The 18,221-nt window shown below is 71.0% G+C and carries 14 protein-coding genes; 6 read left to right on the top strand and 8 right to left on the bottom strand.

Annotated elements, in window-relative coordinates; all coding sequences use genetic code 11:
- Positions 1-66 precede the first annotated feature (66 nt).
- The gene (locus ACIRB7_RS18065; protein WP_403599198.1) at positions 67-951 is read left to right on the top strand and encodes a prohibitin family protein; all 885 of its coding nucleotides are present in this window, start codon (positions 67-69) and stop codon (positions 949-951) included.
- A gap of 122 nt (positions 952-1,073) precedes the next feature.
- Here the strand turns inward: ACIRB7_RS18065 and ACIRB7_RS18060 are convergent, their stop codons facing one another.
- A complete protein-coding gene (locus tag ACIRB7_RS18060) occupies positions 1,074-1,748 on the bottom strand; it encodes a Crp/Fnr family transcriptional regulator (RefSeq protein WP_015034542.1) in 675 nt (224 codons plus the stop codon).
- 229 nt (positions 1,749-1,977) lie between these two features.
- Here ACIRB7_RS18060 and nth point away from each other — a divergent pair, with 229 nt between their 5' ends.
- The 3 genes from nth (at position 1,978) to ACIRB7_RS18045 (ending at position 4,971) form a co-directional block, all read left to right on the top strand.
- Entirely contained in the window at positions 1,978-2,871 is an 894-nt protein-coding gene (gene nth / locus ACIRB7_RS18055; RefSeq protein ID WP_403599194.1) for an endonuclease III, read from the top strand.
- 121 nt (positions 2,872-2,992) lie between these two features.
- On the top strand, positions 2,993-3,724 hold the full coding sequence (locus tag ACIRB7_RS18050) for an NUDIX hydrolase (protein ID WP_403599192.1): 732 nt from the start codon (positions 2,993-2,995) through the stop codon (positions 3,722-3,724).
- A gap of 47 nt (positions 3,725-3,771) precedes the next feature.
- On the top strand, positions 3,772-4,971 hold the full coding sequence (locus ACIRB7_RS18045) for a MarP family serine protease (protein WP_403599189.1): 1,200 nt from the start codon (positions 3,772-3,774) through the stop codon (positions 4,969-4,971).
- A 390-nt stretch (positions 4,972-5,361) separates the two neighbouring features.
- Here ACIRB7_RS18045 and ACIRB7_RS18040 read toward each other — a convergent pair whose 3' ends face one another.
- From ACIRB7_RS18040 to ACIRB7_RS18020, 5 genes are all read right to left on the bottom strand, one after another.
- Positions 5,362-6,300 carry an alpha/beta fold hydrolase gene (locus tag ACIRB7_RS18040; protein WP_403599186.1) on the bottom strand — a complete coding sequence of 313 codons (939 nt, stop codon included), beginning with the start codon at positions 6,298-6,300 and terminating at the stop codon, positions 5,362-5,364.
- Positions 6,297-6,794 (bottom strand): phage holin family protein, encoded by a 498-nt coding sequence (locus tag ACIRB7_RS18035; RefSeq protein WP_403599184.1) that lies wholly within the window; start codon positions 6,792-6,794, stop codon positions 6,297-6,299. Before ACIRB7_RS18035 ends, ACIRB7_RS18040 begins: the two co-directional genes overlap by 4 nt.
- A 36-nt stretch (positions 6,795-6,830) precedes the next feature.
- Positions 6,831-8,228, bottom strand: a complete 1,398-nt coding sequence (gene nhaA / locus ACIRB7_RS18030; protein WP_403599181.1) for a Na+/H+ antiporter NhaA — start codon at positions 8,226-8,228, stop codon at positions 6,831-6,833.
- A gap of 249 nt (positions 8,229-8,477) precedes the next feature.
- Positions 8,478-10,433: an acetate--CoA ligase gene (acs, locus tag ACIRB7_RS18025; protein ID WP_403599178.1), complete on the bottom strand. Its 1,956-nt coding sequence runs from the start codon at positions 10,431-10,433 to the stop codon at positions 8,478-8,480.
- Positions 10,434-10,647: 214 nt separating this feature from the next.
- Positions 10,648-13,083: a bifunctional SulP family inorganic anion transporter/carbonic anhydrase gene (locus ACIRB7_RS18020; RefSeq protein ID WP_403599176.1), complete on the bottom strand. Its 2,436-nt coding sequence runs from the start codon at positions 13,081-13,083 to the stop codon at positions 10,648-10,650.
- Positions 13,084-13,384: 301 nt separating this feature from the next.
- Between ACIRB7_RS18020 and ACIRB7_RS18015 the strand changes: the two genes are divergently transcribed.
- Positions 13,385-14,716, top strand: coding sequence for a hypothetical protein (locus ACIRB7_RS18015; protein ID WP_403599173.1), 1,332 nt, complete (start codon positions 13,385-13,387; stop codon positions 14,714-14,716).
- 158 nt (positions 14,717-14,874) lie between these two features.
- Here the strand turns inward: ACIRB7_RS18015 and ACIRB7_RS18010 are convergent, their stop codons facing one another.
- Positions 14,875-15,861 (bottom strand): ATP-binding protein, encoded by a 987-nt coding sequence (locus ACIRB7_RS18010; RefSeq protein WP_403599170.1) that lies wholly within the window; start codon positions 15,859-15,861, stop codon positions 14,875-14,877.
- 102 nt (positions 15,862-15,963) lie between these two features.
- Here ACIRB7_RS18010 and ACIRB7_RS18005 point away from each other — a divergent pair, with 102 nt between their 5' ends.
- Complete coding sequence (locus tag ACIRB7_RS18005; protein WP_403599167.1) at positions 15,964-16,782, top strand: oxidoreductase; 819 nt, start codon at positions 15,964-15,966, stop codon at positions 16,780-16,782.
- Positions 16,783-17,156: 374 nt separating this feature from the next.
- On the opposite strand, the gene ACIRB7_RS18000 is transcribed toward ACIRB7_RS18005, so the two are convergent.
- Positions 17,157-18,008, bottom strand: coding sequence for an HAD-IB family hydrolase (locus ACIRB7_RS18000; RefSeq protein WP_403599164.1), 852 nt, complete (start codon positions 18,006-18,008; stop codon positions 17,157-17,159).
- Between the last annotated feature and the right edge of the window lie 213 nt (positions 18,009-18,221).

The following is an 18,221-nucleotide window of genomic DNA, read 5'->3' as shown; positions in this document are numbered from 1 at the left end:
GCGGCGTTCTTGACCCGTGTTTTACGCTCCGCTTACTTCTGGCCGTAGCTTTCGGGGGGAACGCCCGTGTTCGTCATCGCCATCCTGCTGCTCATCGCCGCAGTGGTGCTCTACTTCGTCGCCCGCTCGAACGACTCGCAGGGGCTGAAGCTCGGCGCCTTCGGCGCCGTGGCCGCCGGCCTCTTCTCGCTGGTCTTCAGCATGACGTACGTGATCAGCGCGTACGAGGTCGGTGTGCCGGTCGCCTTCGGCAAGGTCGGCTCGCCCATGACCTCGGGCATGCACGTGAAGTCGCCCTTCACCGACGTCACGACCTTCTCCACCCGCCCTGTCGACCTCAACCTCTCCGACAAGGACGTCGTCGAGGTCCGCTCCTCGCAGGGCGGCGTCATGTACGTCGAGGTCACCGTCAAGTGGGCCGTCGTCCCGACCAAGTCCGTCGAGCTGTACAAGCTCGCGGGCAGCGAGGACGCCATCCAGCAGCGGCTCGTCTACCCCGACAGCCGGGAGATCGTCCGTAACGTCTTCGCCCGCTACACGAGCGAGCAGGGGTACGCCACCGACCGCGAGAAGATCAACGCCGAGATCGGCGACCTGATCAAGGAGCGCCTGGCCCCGCGCGGTATCGACGTGACCACGGTCAACCTGCGCAATGTGAAGCCCTCGGACGCCCTCCAGGGCCAGATCGACCGCAAGATCCAGCAGCAGCAGGCCACCGAGCGGGCCACCGAGGCCGCCCGTACCGCCAAGGCCGAGTCCGACCGGCGCCGGATCGAGGCGGAGGGCATCGCCCGCGCCAACAAGATCCTCAACGACTCGCTGACGGACAGGGTCCTCATGAACCAGTGCATCGACGCGTTCAAGGAGGCCGCGGCGAAGAACCCGATCTACACCGTGCCCTGCGCGAACGGCGCCTCCGCCCCGGTGATCGTGGACGGTTCGAAGCGCTGACCCGCCCCGCAGGCGGATGTAGCTGGATGTAGGTGGATGCGGAAAGGCCGCCCCGGTCGTCGGACCGGGGCGGCCTTTTCCGTACGTACGCGCGTGCGTACCTCGTGTACGTACGCGCGTGCTTACCGCGAGCGCTTCGCGAGGCGCTCCACGTCGAGGAGGATCACGGCGCGGGCCTCCAGGCGCAGCCAGCCGCGCTGGGCGAAGTCGGCGAGCGCCTTGTTGACCGTCTCGCGGGAGGCGCCGACCAGCTGGGCCAGCTCCTCCTGGGTGAGGTCGTGGACGACGTGGATGCCCTCCTCCGACTGCACGCCGAAGCGGCGCGACAGGTCGAGGAGCGCGCGGGCCACACGGCCCGGGACGTCGGAGAAGACCAGGTCGGACATCTGGTCGTTGGTCTTGCGCAGGCGGCGGGCGACGGCGCGCAGCAGCGCGGTGGCCACCTCCGGGCGGGCGTTCAGCCAGGGCTGGAGGTCGCCGTGGCCCAGGCCGAGCAGCTTGACCTCGGTCAGCGCGGTCGCGGTCGCGGTGCGCGGGCCCGGGTCGAACAGCGACAGCTCGCCGATGAGCTCGCCGGGGCCGAGGACGGCCAGCATGTTCTCCCGGCCGTCGGGCGAGGTGCGGTGCAGCTTCACCTTGCCCTCGGTGACCACGTACAGGCGGTCGCCGGGGTCGCCCTCGTGGAAGAGCGCGTCGCCACGGGCGAGCGTCGCCTCACTCATCGAGGCGCGCAGCTCGGCTGCCTGCTCGTCATCGAGCGCCGCGAAGAGCGGGGCGCGCCGCAGAACGTCGTCCACGAGTTCTCTCCATACTGTCGACCTGCTCAGGGAACCTGTCCCATGATGCCGGACGTACACAACAGTGCGATCAATCACAACAAGTCTGACGCACCGAGTCGCCCGTCCGTACGTCAGGGGCCCGATTGGGGGCTGATCGGCCACGCCCGGGGCGGATGTCGGTGGTGGCCCCTAGGCTGGTCGGGTGTCCAACTCGCCGGTGACAGCGCAGGCCAAGGGGGCTGGAAGAGTGTCGGCCGAAGGTAATTCCGCCGTGGGCGAACACGGTGTGTCGAAGCGGGCAAAAGTGACGAATCGGAAGCCCGGGGAGTCCGTGAAGCCCGTGAGGGCCGTGAAGCCCGCCAAGTCCGCCAAGCCCGAGTCGCGGCTCGCGATGGTCCGCAGAGCGCGCAAGATCAACCGGGAGTTGGCCGAGGTCTACCCGTACGCCCATCCGGAGCTCGACTTCCGCAACCCCTTCGAGCTGCTCGTCGCGACGGTGCTCTCGGCGCAGACCACCGATCTGCGGGTCAACCAGACCACGCCCGCGCTCTTCGCCACGTACCCCACGCCCGAGGACCTCGCCGCCGCCGTCCCCGAGGAGGTCGAGGAGCTCATCCGCCCCACCGGCTTCTTCCGCGCCAAGACGAAGTCGATCATGGGCCTCGCCACCGCCCTCAGGGACGACTTCGGGGGTGAGGTCCCGGGCCGCCTCGACGACCTCGTCAAGCTCCCCGGCGTCGGCCGCAAGACCGCCTTCGTCGTCCTCGGCAACGCCTTCGGGGTCCCCGGCATCACCGTGGACACCCACTTCATGCGGCTGGTCCGGCGCTGGAAGTGGACCGAGCAGGAGGACCCGGTGAAGATCGAGGCGGAGATCGCCGAGATCTTCCCGAAGAGCGAGTGGACCATGCTCTCGCACCGGGTGATCTTCCACGGCCGCCGGATCTGCCACGCCCGCAAGCCGGCCTGCGGCGCCTGCCCCATCACCCACCTCTGCCCCTCGTACGGAGAGGGCGAGACCGACCCCGAGAAGGCGAGGAAGCTGCTCAAGTACGAGAAGGGCGGCTTCCCGGGCCAGCGGCTCAACCCGCCGCCCGGCTACCCGGGCCTCCCGGCGCCGCCGCTGGGCGCGGGCGACTGAGCCCGGCCCGCCCGGCGTGCCCGGCCCCGCCCACCCGGGCCGCCCCGCCCGGCTCGCCCGACCCCGGGAGCCCGGGGAACGAACCCGTCCATCGATGGCGTTGTGAAACACGGGGGTGCCTATGACGCGCACTGACGAAGAGATCCACGACGAGGACGTCCACGAAGGACGGATCCTGCCCGGCACCGGCGGGCTGGTCAGCCGGGACGGTCTGCCCGACTGGCTCGCGACCGTCGACCGGGCCGCCCGCACGGTCGCGCCCGAGCAGCTCAGCCGCTTCCTGCCGCCCGCGAGCGGCGCGGGGCGCCAGTCCGCCGTCCTCGTCCTCTTCGGCGAGGGGGAGCACGGCCCCGAGCTGCTCCTGATGGAGCGGGCCGGCAGCCTGCGCTCGCACGCAGGACAGCCCTCCTTCCCCGGCGGCGCCCTCGACCCCGAAGACGGCGACCCGGCGGACGGCGGTCTCCTGCGCGCGGCCCTGCGCGAGGCCCAGGAGGAGACGGGGCTCGACCCGGCGGGCGTCCAGATCTTCGGGGTACTGCCCCAGCTCTACATCCCGGTCAGCGGCTTCGTCGTCACCCCGGTCCTCGGCTGGTGGCGCTCCCCGAGCCCGGTCGGGGTCGTGGACCCCGGGGAGACCGCCCGGGTCTTCACCGTCCCCGTGGCGGATCTCACGGATCCCGCGAACCGCGCGACGGCGGTCCATCCGAGCGGCCACCAGGGCCCCGCGTTCCTGGTCGCGTCCGCTCTGGTCTGGGGTTTCACGGCCGGTGTGATCGACCGGCTGCTGCACTTCTCCGGCTGGGAGCGCCCCTGGGACCGCGCCAAGCAGGTCCCGCTCGACTGGCGGTCATGACAGGCTGAACCCCGGCGACCGGAAACGAATCTGCGAGGCAATAGACGGTGAACGTGCTGGACATCTTGTTGCTGCTCGCCGCCGTGTGGTTCGCGATCATCGGTTACCGCCAGGGATTCGTGGTCGGCATCCTGTCGGTGATCGGCTTCCTGGGCGGCGGTCTCGCCGCCGTTCTGCTGCTGCCGGTCATCTGGAACCAGCTGACCGACCACAGCGAGGTCTCGACCACGGCCACGGTCGTCTTCGTCATGATCGTCATCGTCTGCGCCTCCGTCGGCCAGGCCTTCACGACCCATCTCGGCAACAAGCTGCGCCGTCACATCACCTGGTCTCCCGCGCGCGCCCTCGACGCCACGGGCGGCGCCCTCGTCAACGTCGTCGCGATGCTGCTCGTGGCCTGGCTCCTCGGCTCACTCCTCGCCGAGACCTCCATGCCCACCGTGGGCAAGGAGGTGCGGAGCTCCAAGGTCCTGCGCGGCGTGGACGTGGTGGTACCGGATCAGGCGGACCGCTGGTTCGACGACGTCAGCTCCACCCTGGCCCGCAGCGGCTTCCCGCCGGTCTTCAACTCCTTCGCCAACGAGCCGATCACCCCCGTCCTGCCGCCCGACCCGGCGCTCGCCGACAGCCCTGTCGCCGCCCGCGCGCAGCGCTCCATCGTGAAGGTCGTCGGCACCGCGCAGAGCTGCGGCAAGGTCCTCGAAGGCACCGGTTTCGTCTTCGCCGACCGCCGCATCATGACCAACGCCCATGTCGTCGGCGGCGTCGACGAGCCGACCGTCCAGATCGGCGGCGAGGGCAAGCTCTACGACGCCAAGGTCGTCCTCTACGACTGGCAGCGCGACATCGCCGTCCTGGACGTCCCGGACCTCAAGGCCCCGCCGCTCACCTTCACCGACGAGGACGCCAGGAGCGGCGACGGCGCGATCGTCGCCGGATTCCCGGAGAACGGCTCGTACGACGTGCGCTCGGCCCGCGTCCGGGGCCGTATCAACGCGGACGGGCCCGACATCTACCGCCGTGGTGATGTGCGCAGGGACGTGTACTCGCTGTACACGACGGTCCGTCAGGGCAACTCCGGCGGCCCGCTGCTAACCGAGGACGGCGAGGTGTCCGGCGTGATCTTCGCCCGGTCCCTCGACGACGCGAACACCGGTTACGCCCTGACGGTCGACGAGATCCGTGGGGACATCGAGCGCGGCCGGACCGCCGGCCAGCAGGTCGACACCCAGGCCTGTGCTCTCTAGAACCTCAGGGGGTGTCGCGGGGGTGCCTGAGCCGGGCCGAGACCCAGCGGGCCCGGCGGCGCAGGATGCGCGAGATGCCCACCTCCTGCATGCCCGAGATCTGCACCTCGCGCATGCCTGACCTCCCTGCCTCCCGCACCGTGTGCGAGGCCTCCTGCACGGCGTGCGAGCCGCCGGAGTCCGGCGGGCCACCCCCTTCGCGGGGACCCGGCCCGGAGGCCGAGCGGCGGTTGCGTGCGGTCGTGTCAGCGTAGTCGTGCGTCCAGCCCATACCTCGACGTCTGCCCGTGGCCCAAGGTCGGTAACCGCCTGAGGGCCCGCCAATCGGAGTATGCGCGAGGCACATGGCCGTTCGGGGAATGCCTGTACGCCCCCGGAGCGGAGGGACCGTCAGCGGTCGGGCTCGGGGTCCTTCAGCCAGTTGACGAGCTCCGTCGAGAAGGCCACCGGGTCCTCCTCGTGCGGGAAGTGACCGAGACCGTCGAACAGCCGCCAGCGGTACGGCGCCTCCACGTACTCGCCCGAGCCCGCCGCGCTCCGGGTCCTCATCACCGGGTCCAGGGACCCGTGCAGATGGAGCGTCGGCACCCGCACCGGCCGCTTCATGCGCCGGTTGAACTGGATGCCGTCGGGGCGCGCCAGGGAGCGCACCATCCAGCGGTACGGCTCGATCGCGCAGTGCGCCGTCGAAGGGACCAGCATCGCCCGCCGGTACACCTCGATCGCCTCGTCGTCCGAGGCACGCCGGGGCTGCGGCCCCGACCAGTCCCGGATCAGTTCGCCGACGAGTTCGGCGTCGTCCGCGACGAGCTGACGCTCCGGCAGCCACGGCCGCTGGAAGCCCCAGACGTGCGAGCCGGCCCGCGACTGCGCGAAGTCGGAGAGCATCGCCGAGCGCCAGCGGCGCGGGTGCGGCATCGAGGAGACCACGAGCCGGCGCACCAGCTTGGGCCGCATCACGGCCGCCGTCCAGGCGAGGTACCCGCCGAGGTCGTGCCCGACGAGCGCCGCGTCCGGCTCGCCCAGGGACCGGATGACGCCGGTGATGTCGAGGGCGAGGTTGGCGGGGTCGTAACCCCGGGGTGTGCGGTCGCTGCCGCCGACGCCCCGCAGGTCCATCGCGACGGCCCGGAATCCGGCCTCCGCCAGGACGGGCAGCTGATGGCGCCAGGTCCACCAGAACTGCGGGAAGCCGTGCAGGAGCAGCACCAGCGGGCCGTCGCCCATCTCGGCGATGTGGAAGCGGGCGCCGTTGGCGGCCACGTCACGATGGGTCCACGGCCCGTCGAGCCGTACGGGCCCGCCGTTGCTGCTCTCGGGGAGGGTCATACGGACGAGCGTGCCACAGCGGCGGGCCTGTCCAGCGCCTTGTCGAGGGCCTTGTCGTACTCGGGGCGCGGGTGGGGCTTGACGTTCTGCATGATCGCGGCCGTCTGCTTGGCGGACGCGATGGTCTTCTCCGGCGGCTTGACCTTCTTGAACTTGGCCACGGCGATCGCCCCGAGGAGGCTCGCGACCAGCACGTTGAAGGCGAACGACAGCAGGAAGCACCAGACGAGGTTCCAGCCCCCGTTGCCGTTGTGCCCGCCGGTCCAGGTGTTGATGGCGTACGCCAGCGCGAAGCTCAGCATCGGCAGCGAGAACAGCAGCACCACGAGGGCGCCAGTTCCCATGATGCTGCCGAGCGCGCCGCGCTTGACGTCCTGTCGCAGTTCGGCCTTGGCCAGGGCGATCTCATCGTGCACCAGCGCGGACATCTCGGCTGTCGCCGAGGCGACCAGCTGGCCGAGGCTGCGCTCGGTTCCGTCGAACGGGTCGCTCATCGGTGCTCCCTCTTCTCTTCTGCGGTCCGACTCAGATCATGCCGGACGGTCGGCGTCGTCGCGCGGTGCCCCCGCCGCTCGGGCGCGCTCCCGGTGTTCGGCGGCCCTTCTCTCGTGGATCGCGGCCATGCGCAGGTGGTACTCCGGATTGTCCTCCTCGTAGATGTCGGGGATGCCGTCCTCGTCGTCGTCGCGGTTCTCCGCCTCGTAGATCGCCTGGTACCTGCGGACCCGCAGCTTCAGCAGAACGGAGGCCAGGACGGCCGCGATCAGCGAGCCGATGAGGACGGAGGCCTTGACCTCGTCGGTGAGGGCGGCGTCCCCGGCGAAGGCGAGTTCGCCGATGAGGAGCGAGACGGTGAAGCCGATGCCGGCGAGGGAGGCGACGGCGAACACGTCCGGCCAGGCCAGGTCCGGGTTGAGTTCGGCCTTGGTGAAGCGGGCGGCGAGCCAGGTGCCGCCGAAGATGCCGACGGCCTTCCCGACGACCAGGCCGAGGACCACGCCGAGGGTGACCGGCTGGGTGAAGACATCGCCGATCGCCTTGCCGGAGACGCTCACCCCGGCCGAGAAGAGCGCGAACAGGGGTACGGCGAGGCCGGCCGAGAGCGGGCGTACGAGGTGCTCGATGTGCTCGCCGGGGGAGTGCCGCTCGCCTTCGCGGGTGGTGCAGCGCAGCATGAGGCCCATGGCCACGCCGGCGATGGTGGCGTGGACGCCGCTGTTGTACATCAGGGCCCAGATGGCCAGGGCGAGCGGCACGTACACGTACCAGCCGCGGACGCCCTTGCGGAGCAGCAGCCAGAAGAGGACGAGTCCGGCGAAGGCGCCGCCGAGGGCGGCGAAGTCCAGGTCGCTGGTGAAGAAGATCGCGATGATCAGGATCGCGAAGAGGTCGTCGACGACGGCGAGGGTGAGCAGGAAGGCGCGCAGCGCGGACGGCAGTGAGGTGCCGATGACGGCGAGGACGGCGAGCGCGAAGGCGATGTCGGTGGCGGTGGGGACGGCCCAGCCGTCCATCGAGCCGTTGCCGGCGGCGTTGACCAGGACGTAGACGAGGGCGGGCGCGGCCATGCCGCAGAGCGCGGCGACGACGGGGAGTGCGGCGGCCCTGGGGTCGCGGAGCTCGCCCGCGACGAGCTCGCGCTTGAGCTCGATGCCGGCGACGAAGAAGAAGATCGCGAGGAGGCCGTCGGCGGCCCAGTGCTGGATCGACAGGTCGAGTCCGAGGGCGGCGGGCCCGAGATGGTAGTCGCTGACGGACTCGTAGCTGCCGCTGAGCGGGGTGTTGGCCCAGGCGAGGGCGGCGGCGGTGGCGACGAGGAGCAGGACGCCGCCCACGGTCTCGGTGCGCAGGGCGTCGGCGAGGTAGCGCCGCTCGGGCAGGGGAAGACGGCCGAGGAACTTGCGGTCGGTCGATGAGGGCGCGGCCACGGGGGAGAACCTCCGGTCGGGTGGGCAGCACAGAGCACATTGCCGACCAGACTTCCCGGCGCACCTAGGTCTTCTTGTCACGTCACTGACGCGATTCTTACTTTACCTAAAGAGCGTGGGTGGTGTCCGGCGAGATTCACTTTAGAAAGCTTTGCCCGGTTCGTCCCGCCGGAGGGGCGCACGGGAAACGGAGACGCCCGCCCCGAGCTGCTCGGGGCGGGCGATCACGTCGTACGGCCGGGCCGCCGCTCAGTCCTCGCTGGAGGCGGCCGGCAGCTGGGTCTGGATGAGCGACATGACCGAGGAGTCGGTCAGCGTGGTGACATCGCCCAGCTCCCGGTTCTCGGCGACATCGCGCAGCAGCCGGCGCATGATCTTGCCCGAGCGGGTCTTCGGCAGCTCCGCCACCGGCAGGACCCGCTTCGGCTTGGCGATCGGGCCGAGGGTCGCGCCGACGTGGTTGCGCAGCTCGGCGACCAGGCCCTCGTCCTCGCTCGCCGTACCGCGCAGGATGACGAAGGCGACGATCGCCTGACCGGTGGTCTCGTCGGCGGCGCCGACGACGGCCGCCTCGGCCACCGACGGGTGCGAGACGAGGGCGGACTCGACCTCGGTGGTCGAGATGTTGTGGCCCGAGACGAGCATGACGTCGTCGACCCGGCCGAGCAGCCAGATGTCGCCGTCCTCGTCCTTCTTGGCGCCGTCACCCGCGAAGTACTTGCCCTCGAAGCGGGACCAGTACGTGTCGATGTAGCGCTGGTCGTCGCCCCAGATGGTGCGGAGCATCGACGGCCACGGCTCGGTGAGGACCAGGTAACCGCCGCCGCCGTTCGGCACCTCGTTGGCCTCGTCGTCGACGACGGTCGCCGCGATGCCGGGCAGCGGGCGCTGGGCGGAGCCCGGCTTGGTCTCGGTGACGCCCGGCAGCGGCGAGATCATCATCGCGCCGGTCTCGGTCTGCCACCAGGTGTCCACGATCGGGGTCTTGCCGGCGCCGATGTGCTCGCGGTACCAGACCCAGGCCTCGGGGTTGATCGGCTCGCCGACCGAGCCGAGGACGCGGAGGCTGGAGAGGTCGAACTTGGCGGGGATGTCGTCTCCCCACTTCATGAACGTGCGGATCGCGGTCGGCGCCGTGTAGAGGATCGTGACGCCGTATTTCTGCACGATCTCCCAGAACCGGCCCTGGTGCGGGGTGTCCGGGGTGCCCTCGTACATGACCTGCGTCGCGCCGTTGGCCAGCGGGCCGTAGACGATGTACGAGTGTCCGGTGACCCAGCCGATGTCGGCGGTGCACCAGTAGACGTCGGTCTCCGGCTTCAGGTCGAAGACGGCGTGGTGGGTGTACGCGGCCTGGGTGAGGTAGCCGCCGGAGGTGTGCAGGATGCCCTTCGGCTTCCCCGTGGTGCCCGAGGTGTAGAGGATGAAGAGCGGGTGCTCCGCCTCGAAGGCCTCCGGGGTGTGCTCGGCGGACTGGCGGGCGACGATGTCGTCCCACCACACGTCGCGGCCCTCGGTGAACGCGGTCTCCTGGCCCGTACGGCGGACCACGAGGACGTGCTCGACCTGCGGGCACTTGGCGACGGCCTCGTCGATGGCCGGCTTGAGGGCGCTCGGCTTGCCCCGGCGGTATCCGCCGTCGGCGGTGACGACCAGCTTGGCGTCGGCGTCCTGGATACGGGAGGCCACGGCATCGGCCGAGAAGCCGCCGAAGACCACCGAGTGGGCGGCGCCGACGCGGGCGCAGGCCAGCATCGTGATGGCCGCCTCGGGGATCATCGGCAGGTAGACGGCGACCCGGTCGCCCTTGCGGACACCCAGCTCGGTCAGGGCGTTGGCCGCCTTGGAGACCTCGTCCTTGAGCTCGGCGTAGGTGATCGCGCGGCTGTCGCCCGGCTCGCCCTCGAAGTGGATGGCGACCCGGTCGCCGTGGCCGGCCTCGACGTGCCGGTCGACGCAGTTGTACGCCACGTTCAGCTCGCCGTCCGCGAACCACTTGGCGAACGGCGGGTTCGACCAGTCGAGGGTCTCGGTCGGCTCGGTGGCCCAGGTCAGGCGCTTGGCCTGCTCGGCCCAGAAGCCCAGCCTGTCCGCCTTGGCCTGCTCGTACGCCTCCGCCGTCACGTTGGCGTGCGCGGCCAGCTCGGCGGGCGGCGAAAATCGACGCTCTTCCCGAAGCAGATTGGCCAGGCTTTCGTTGCTCACGACATCTCCCTTTCCCAGGGCGTCCTCTGTGCGTATGTGTCCCGCGTCATACCTCATCAGTCAGATGCCCGGGTGACAAGAGTCTCCGGACAATTGGTTTAGACCTGTTGGGTGAGGGGTGCGCGCGGAGGCCCCTTCCTCCGGGGCCCGGAGGGTGTTCCTGAGCGCTGGGAGAAGGGGCCACACAGTCTCACGGACGGGAGGGACGGAAGGTTCAGGACGCGCGGGCCGGCTCCAGGGGGCCCGGCGCCGGCAGGCCCCGCTCCAGGGGGCCCGGCGCCGGCGGACTCGGCTCCAGTGGGCCCGTCGGCATGACCTGGGTGAACACGTCGTCGTAGCTGTGCACCTCGTCCGCCCCGGCCAGCAGGTACGCCTGCGCCTCGCCCACGTGGAAGTACATGCCGTGCAGCGTGAGCGTGCCCTCGGCGAGCCGCCGCGCCACCGACTCGTACGCCCGCAGGTGCTCCAGCTGCTGGACCACGTTGGTCAGGCAGAGCTGCTCGACCGCGTCGGCCGGAAGCCGCCCGGAGATCCGGGCCCAGGCGTGTCTCCGGCTCGCCATCCGCTCCAGGCTGGGCCGGCCGTGGCGCAGCCAGCGGCGGAGCGGGGTCGGCGGGTCGTCGGGCCCGCCGCTGAGAAGGGCCTGCATCGCGCCGCAGCCGGAGTGACCGCAGACGGTGATCGACTCGACCCGCAGCACCTCCACCGCGTACTCGATCGCCGCCGCCACCGAGTCGTCGCCGCTCTCCTCGCCGGGCAGCGGGACGAGGTTGCCGACGTTGCGCACGGTGAACAGGTCACCGGGGCCGCTCGACGTGATCATGCTGGTGACGAGTCGGGAGTCGGCGCAGGTCAGGAAGAGCTGCGAGGGGCGTTGGCCCTCCCGCGCGAGTCGCGCCAGCTCCTCCCGTACGAGCGGGGCCGTGTTCCGCTGGAACTTGCCGATGCCGCTCGCCAGGTGCAGACCGGGTGAACGCCGGGGCTCGGCGGGCTCCGTGGCCTCGTCGGGCCGCTCGGCCGGCTGCTCCCCGCACTGGTGGTTGTGCCACGGCGTCCACGGGCGGCAGCAGGTGTGCCCGGCGGGGGAGGCGGTGGCGGTGGCGGGGGTCGGCTCGGCGATCCGGGTTCCGGGCGGGCCGGTCGTCTCGACCGTACCGCCGTGGGCGAGGTGCCCCGCCATCCAGTCGCTCAGCGTCTCGTACGCCGCGTGGTCCATGAAGGACCCGTCCAGCTCGACCACCACGTCGGAGCCGTGCGGCAGTTGGTGCAGGGCGCGGCTCAGCCGGGGGACGGCGAGGAAGGTCAACTGGCCCCGTACGTGCAGCAGGTGGCGTCCGTCCCGCTCCTCGCGGGTGATCCGGGTGCGGGCGAGCCGGTGCAGGGAGACCGCGATCGCCACGGCGATGCCGAGGGCGACGCCCTCCAGGATGCCGACGAGGACGACACCGGACAGCGTCACCACGTAGACGACGACCTCGCGGTGCCGGGTGACGGTACGGATGTGGGTGATGCTGACCATCTGCACGCCGACCACCATGACCAGGGCGGCGAGCGCGGGCAGCGGGATCAGGTCGAGCACGGGGACGAGCACCAGGGCCGCGAGCACGATCCACAGGCCGTGGAGCATCGTGGAGGCACGACTCACCGCGCCCGCCGACACGTTGGCGACGCTGCGGACCGCGACCCCCGCGACCGGCAGCCCGCCGAGCGCCCCCGAGACCATGTTGGCCGCGCCCTGACCGGCGAGTTCGCGGTCGAGGGCCGCGCGCGGCACGCCCCGGCCGCCGTCCGGGCGCGCGGCGACCAGCTTGTCGACCGCGACGGCCGAGAGCAGCGACTGCACGCTCGTGACCAGGGTGATCGTCAGCACCCCCGCCGCGATGCCGAGCACCGGACCCTCGGGAAGTCCGGGCAGCGCGTGGCTGCTCCAGGACGGCAGGTCGACCCGGGGCACGGCGAGCCCGGCGAGCGCCGCCACCGCCGTCGCCCCCGCCACCGCGACGAGCGCGGCCGGGACCTTCCGTACGAGCCGGCCGGCGCGGCCCGGCAGGCGGGGCCAGCACAGCAGCACGACCACGGTGAGGGCGCTGATGGCGAGCCCCGCCGCGTGGATGTCGGCCAACTGGGCGGGAAGGCCAAGGACGTTGTCGACGGCGGAGCTCTGCGGGTTGCCGCCGAGCACGATGTGGAGCTGGGCGAGAGCGATGGTCGTGCCGATGCCGGCCACCATGCCGTGCACGATCGCGGGCGACACGGCGAGCGCCGAGCGGGCCACCCGGAGCACGGAGAGGCCGAGCTGGGCGAGCCCCGCGAGCACGGTGATGGCGCAGGTGGTGCGCCAGCCGTACAGCTGGATGAGCTCGGCGGTCACGACGGTGAGGCCGGCGGCGGGGCCGCTCACCTGGAGCGGGGAGCCGCCGAAGCGGCCGGCCACCAGACCGCCGACGGCGGCGGCGACCAGGCCGGACTGGAGCGGGGCTCCGGTGGCCAGCGCGATGCCGAGTGAGAGGGGCAGCGCGATCAGGAAGACGGCGACGGATGCGGAGAGGTCGGCGCCGGCGATACGGAAGCGGCGGGGCCCCTCCGGCGGGCTGTGGGGCCGCTGGACTCGGGGCCGGGTGGTGGTGCGGGCGGGGGTGCAGAGGGTCATTCCCGTCTCCTCCGGGGCAGCGCGGTCGCGGTTCGTGCGGGACGAACGTGGGGGCTCGCGGCCGTGGGTCACGGCGTGCAGCGGCGGGATCCGAGCGGGGGCCCCGCCTGGACGAGGATCAACGCTCGGTAAATGGATCGTAATGGAGAGTAAAGACTCCGGCATTATTTTCGGGGCAAACAGGGCAATGATTCACCGGTTCCGGTGATAGGTGCGCGGATTGCCGCTTGTCGTTTCATCTCTCCGGTCGTGGTGGTGCGACGTTGACGCCGCTCGTACGGAACCGAGGAGAGGTGGGCGGATGACAGCCGCCGGGAGAAGGACCACTGCCCAGAGGAAGGCGCTCGCCGCCGGTGCCCTCGCCGTCGCCCTGATCACCGGCCTCGCCGGCTGCTCGGGCTCCGACGGCACCGCCACGAAGGGCATGCCGGGTGGCGCGGGCTCCAAGAAGGGACCGAACGCGGCCCCGCCGAACGCCGTCCGCCTGATCGGCGACGGCTCCACGGCCTCCACCGGCGCCCAGCCCCACCAGCCGGTCTGGCAGCGACTCAAGCCGGGCGAGACCCCGCCGCAGTTCGTCGTCTTCTCGTGGGACGGCGCCGGCGAGGACAGCCAGAAGCTGTTCTCGCACTTCCGCTCCGTGGGCAGGAAGTACGACGCCACCATGACGTACTTCCTCAGCGGCGTGTACCTGCTGCCCGAGGAGAAGCGGAATCTCTACGACCCGCCGCAGCACAGCCCCGGACGCTCCGACATCGGTTTCAACGACACCGAGGGCATCCGCGCCACCGTCCGCGAGCTGCGGGCGGCGTGGCAGGAGGGCAACGAGATCGGCACCCACTTCAACGGGCACTTCTGCGGGAAGGAGGCGGGCGTCGGCAACTGGTCGGTCGAGGAGTGGAAGAGCGAGATCAACCAGGCCAAGTCCTTCGTCAAGAACTGGAAGACCAACGCCGGCCTGCGCGCGGAACAGCCGCTGCCCTTCGACTACGACAAGGAACTCGTCGGCGCCCGCACCCCCTGCCTCGAAGGCCGGAAGAACTTCGTCCGGGCGGCGGCGCAGATGGGCTTCCGCTACGACACGAGCGGCGTGAACGACCAGATCTGGCCCAAGAAGGACCTGGGCCTCTGGGACCTGTCGATGCAGCTCGTACCCGTCCCCGGCCGCTCCTTCCAGACGCTGGCCATGGACTACAACTTCTTGGTCAACCAGTCACCCGGCACCACCCAGGGCGACCCGTCCCAGCACCGGTACTGGGGCGACCAGATGCGGGACGGCCTGGTGGAGGCCTTCGAGCGCTCCTACCGGGGCAACCGCGCGCCGCTCATCATCGGCAACCACTTCGAGTCCTGGAACGGCGGCACGTACATGCGGGCCATCGAGGAGACCATCGCCACGGTGTGCGTGCAGAAGGACGTCAAGTGCGTGTCCTTCCGCCAGCTCGCCGACTGGCTCGACGCCCAGGACCCGGACGTCATCGCCAAGATGCGCACCCTGAAGGTCGGCGAGGCCCCGCCGGCCGGCTGGAAGGCCTTCCTCGCCCCCCAGCCGGCGGCCCCGGCCGCGCCGCCCGCTCCGGCCGGCCCGGCCGCCCCGGCCGCCGCTCCGGCTGAGCAGGCTGCACAGCGCTGAGTCCTTCGGACAGGTGTGAACCCGGGGTCGACCTGCGCCGCCAGGTCGGCCCCCGGCCCCTCTTTCTTTGCCCCTCTCGCGCCGGTCGGCGCCTGGGGCGCCTGCCGGGCTTCGCGGTGCTGCGCCGGACTCCGTCCGCCGTGGGACTGCGGGTGTCGTCAGCCGAGCTGCGGCACGGCCATGGGTTCGCCCAGCACGAACCCGGGGTCGACCTGCGCCGCCAGGTCGGCCCCGGTCTTGGCGTTGCCCCAGCTCTCCGCGTTGCGCAGGTGGAAGTGGACCATCTGGCGCGTGTAGCGCTCCCAGTCGCGGTCGGCGTACGAGTCGTCCGCCGCGTCCTGGAGGGCCTGGAGCGACATCCGGTTCTCCGCCTCAAGGAGCTCGAAGCGCGGCGGGCGGCCCTTCTCCATCGCGCGGACCCAGTCCGAGTGGCCCACCGTCACGAGCAGGTCGTCGCCGACCTCCGCGCGCAGGAAGTCGAGGTCGTCCGCGCCCTGCACCTTGTTGCCGACGACCTTGAGCGCGACGCCGAAGTCCCGGGCGTACTCCTTGTACTGGCGGTAGACCGAGACACCCTTGCGGGTCGGCTCCGCGACGAGGAAGGTCATGTCGAAGCGGGTGAAGAGGCCGGAGGCGAAGGAGTCCGAGCCCGCGGTCATGTCGACGACCACGTACTCGTCGGCGCCGTCGACCAGGTGGTTGAGGCACAGCTCCACCGCGCCGACCTTCGAGTGGTAGCAGGCCACCCCGAGGTCCGACTCCGTGAAGGGGCCGGTCGCCATCAGGCGGATATCGCCGTCGTCGAGCCGGACCGGCCGTGCGCACGCCTCGTACACCGGGTTCTCCTCGCGGACCCGCAGCAGCCGTGAACCCTCCCCGGGCGGCGTCGTCTTGATCATCGTGTCCGCGGAGACGATCCGCGGGTTGGAGCCCCGCAGGTACTCCTTGATGAGCGGCAGGTGCGCGCCCATGGCGGGCAGCGCGGCGGCCTCCGCGTCGGGCAGCCCGAGCGCGGCGCCCAGATGCTGGTTGATGTCGGCGTCGACGGCTACGACCGGGGCTTCGTTGGCGGCGAGGTGGCGGATGAAGAGCGAGGACAGCGTGGTCTTACCGCTGCCGCCCTTCCCCACGAAAGCGATCTTCATGTTCACCTAGCGTAGTGGCACGGACGCGGGCCGTGGTCAAGGTGCGTGAAGAAGACCACTCCATCGTGGGGCGGGGCGCCGGGCCGCGTAGCCTCCCTACTTATGAGTACGCACGCCTCTGACCCCTTGGCCGCCCTCGGCTCCCTGCCGGGCGTCGCCGACGCGGTGGACTCCGTACGCAAAGCCGTCGACCGGGTCTACGGCCACCGTGTGATGCGCCGCCGCAGCAACGAGATCTCGTCCGAGGCGGCCCTGCGCGGCGCCCGCGGCTCGGCCGCGCTGTCCGGCGCCGACTGGGCCCTGGAAGAGGTCCGACGACGCACCGATTTCGGCTCCGAGCCCGAGGCCCGCGCGGTCGGAGCCGCCCTGCGGCTCGGCGCCGAGGCCGGGCAGCTCCTCTCCATCTGGCGCCAGTCGCCGCTGCGGGTGCTCGCCCGGCTCCACCTGGTCGCCGCGGGCGAGCCGGGCGAATCGGTGGGGCGGCCCCGGCTGGACGGCGAGGCGGTCGACGAACCGCTGATCGAGGCTCCGGCGCCGTCTCCCACCGAGGTCGCCGGCCGGCTCGACGGGCTCGCGGAGCTGATCGTCGCGGGCGGCGATGCCCCCGCGCTCGTGACGGCCGCCGTGGTGCACGGCGAGCTGCTCGCGCTGCGGCCCTTCACCTCGTACAACGGCCTGGTCGCGCGGGCGGCCGAGCGGATCGTCCTGGTCGGCAGCGGTCTCGACCCGAAGGCGATCTGTCCGGCGGAGGTCGGCCACGCGGAGCAGGGCCGGGCCGCCTACCTCGCCGCGTTCGAGGGGTACCTGGCGGGGACGCCCGAGGGCGTGGGGGGCTGGATCGCTCACTGCGGGCGTTCGGTCGAGCTGGGCGTCCGGGAGTCGACGGCCGTCTGCGAGGCGCTTCAGCGCGGCGCGGCCTGACGCGAGGGTCGGGCTGACGCAGGGGCGGCCTGGCGGGAGGGTCGGCCGGACAAAGGGTTGCGGCGGTACCAACTTTCGGTACCGCCGCTGGCACGTCCACCCAGTTACCAAGCGTCCTCGATATGTGCCCATCAGGCCGGGAACTTTGCCCGTGGCCTGGTGCGGCTGGCCCGTAATCGACGGGTCGACGTCGCGTGGGTGCCCGGTTTCGGTGCTAGGTCCGTGGGGCCTTCATGCTCAACAGGTGATCCTCTCGGATGTCCTCGGTCTCGCGGGCCTGATTCCTTTCTACTCCTCTCGGAGTAGAAGCGAAAGTGCTGGCTCCACTTCTCTGCTCATTGCTCAAATTCGGGCAAAGTCATCCGCGAGCAAAGTCATCCGCGAGCCGATAGGGCGAGGGCGGCCTGCCGCCGCCGTGAGGCGTACCAGACGAGTCCGGCGCCCACTGCGGCCGCACCGACGGCCGCCGCCGCGACGAGCGTGGGCCGGGGCGGCATCCGGAACTCGGGCAGGCGCTGCTTGAGCCGTACCGGCTTCTCGAAGGCGAGAACCGGCCATTCCCGGGCCGCGGCTTCACGGCGCAGCGCCCGGTCGGGGTTGACCGCGTACGGGTGGCCCACGGCCTCCAGCATGGGGATGTCGGTCGCCGAATCGCTGTAGGCGTAGCAGCGCGAGAGGTCGTACCCCTCCGACTCCGCCAGCTCCCGTACCGCCTCGGCCTTCGTCGGCCCGTACGCGTAGTACTCCACCTCACCGGTGAAGCAGCCGTCCTCGCCGACCACCATGCGGGTGGCGACGACCCGGTCGGCCCCGAGCATCTCGCCGATCGGCTCGACGACCTCGGCGCCGGAGGTCGAGACGATCACGACGTCCCGGCCGGCGGCGTGATGGTCCTCGATGAGGGAGGCCGCCTCGTCGTAGATGATCGGGTCGATCAGGTCATGAAGGGTCTCGGCGACGAGTTCCTTCACCTGGGCGACGTTCCAGCCTTTGCAGAGCGCGGAGAGATATTCGCGCATCCGCTCCATCTGGTCGTGGTCGGCCCCGCCCGCCAGGAAGACGAACTGGATGTAGGCCGTCCGCAGGGCGGCGCGGCGGCTGATCAGTCCGCCCCGGTAGAAGGACTTGCTGAAGGTGAGCGTCGAGGACTTCGCAATGACCGTCTTGTCCAGGTCAAAGAAGGCGGCTGTGCGCGGCAAGGAGTGGTTTTCCACAAGCCTGAGCATAGGTGGCGGCCATTCGGCGTACGCTGGGGCGCGTGGGTTTGCCTGAGAAGGCTCTCGGGTACACCATGGAAGTCACGGATCGTTCGCGACCGTGCTAACCCGGCCCGGCTCCTCCCCCCCCGAGTCGGCCGGAAAGACGACCCCCGCTCTCCCCCCCGGCGGGGGTCGTCGCATGTCCGGAGCCGTTTCGGCGCTGTGGGACATCGTCCGCTC

It is taken from the genome of Streptomyces sp. NPDC093795, assembly GCF_044764665.1.
Lineage (GTDB): Bacteria > Actinomycetota > Actinomycetes > Streptomycetales > Streptomycetaceae > Streptomyces.
This window is presented reverse-complemented; position numbering and strand designations above follow the sequence as displayed.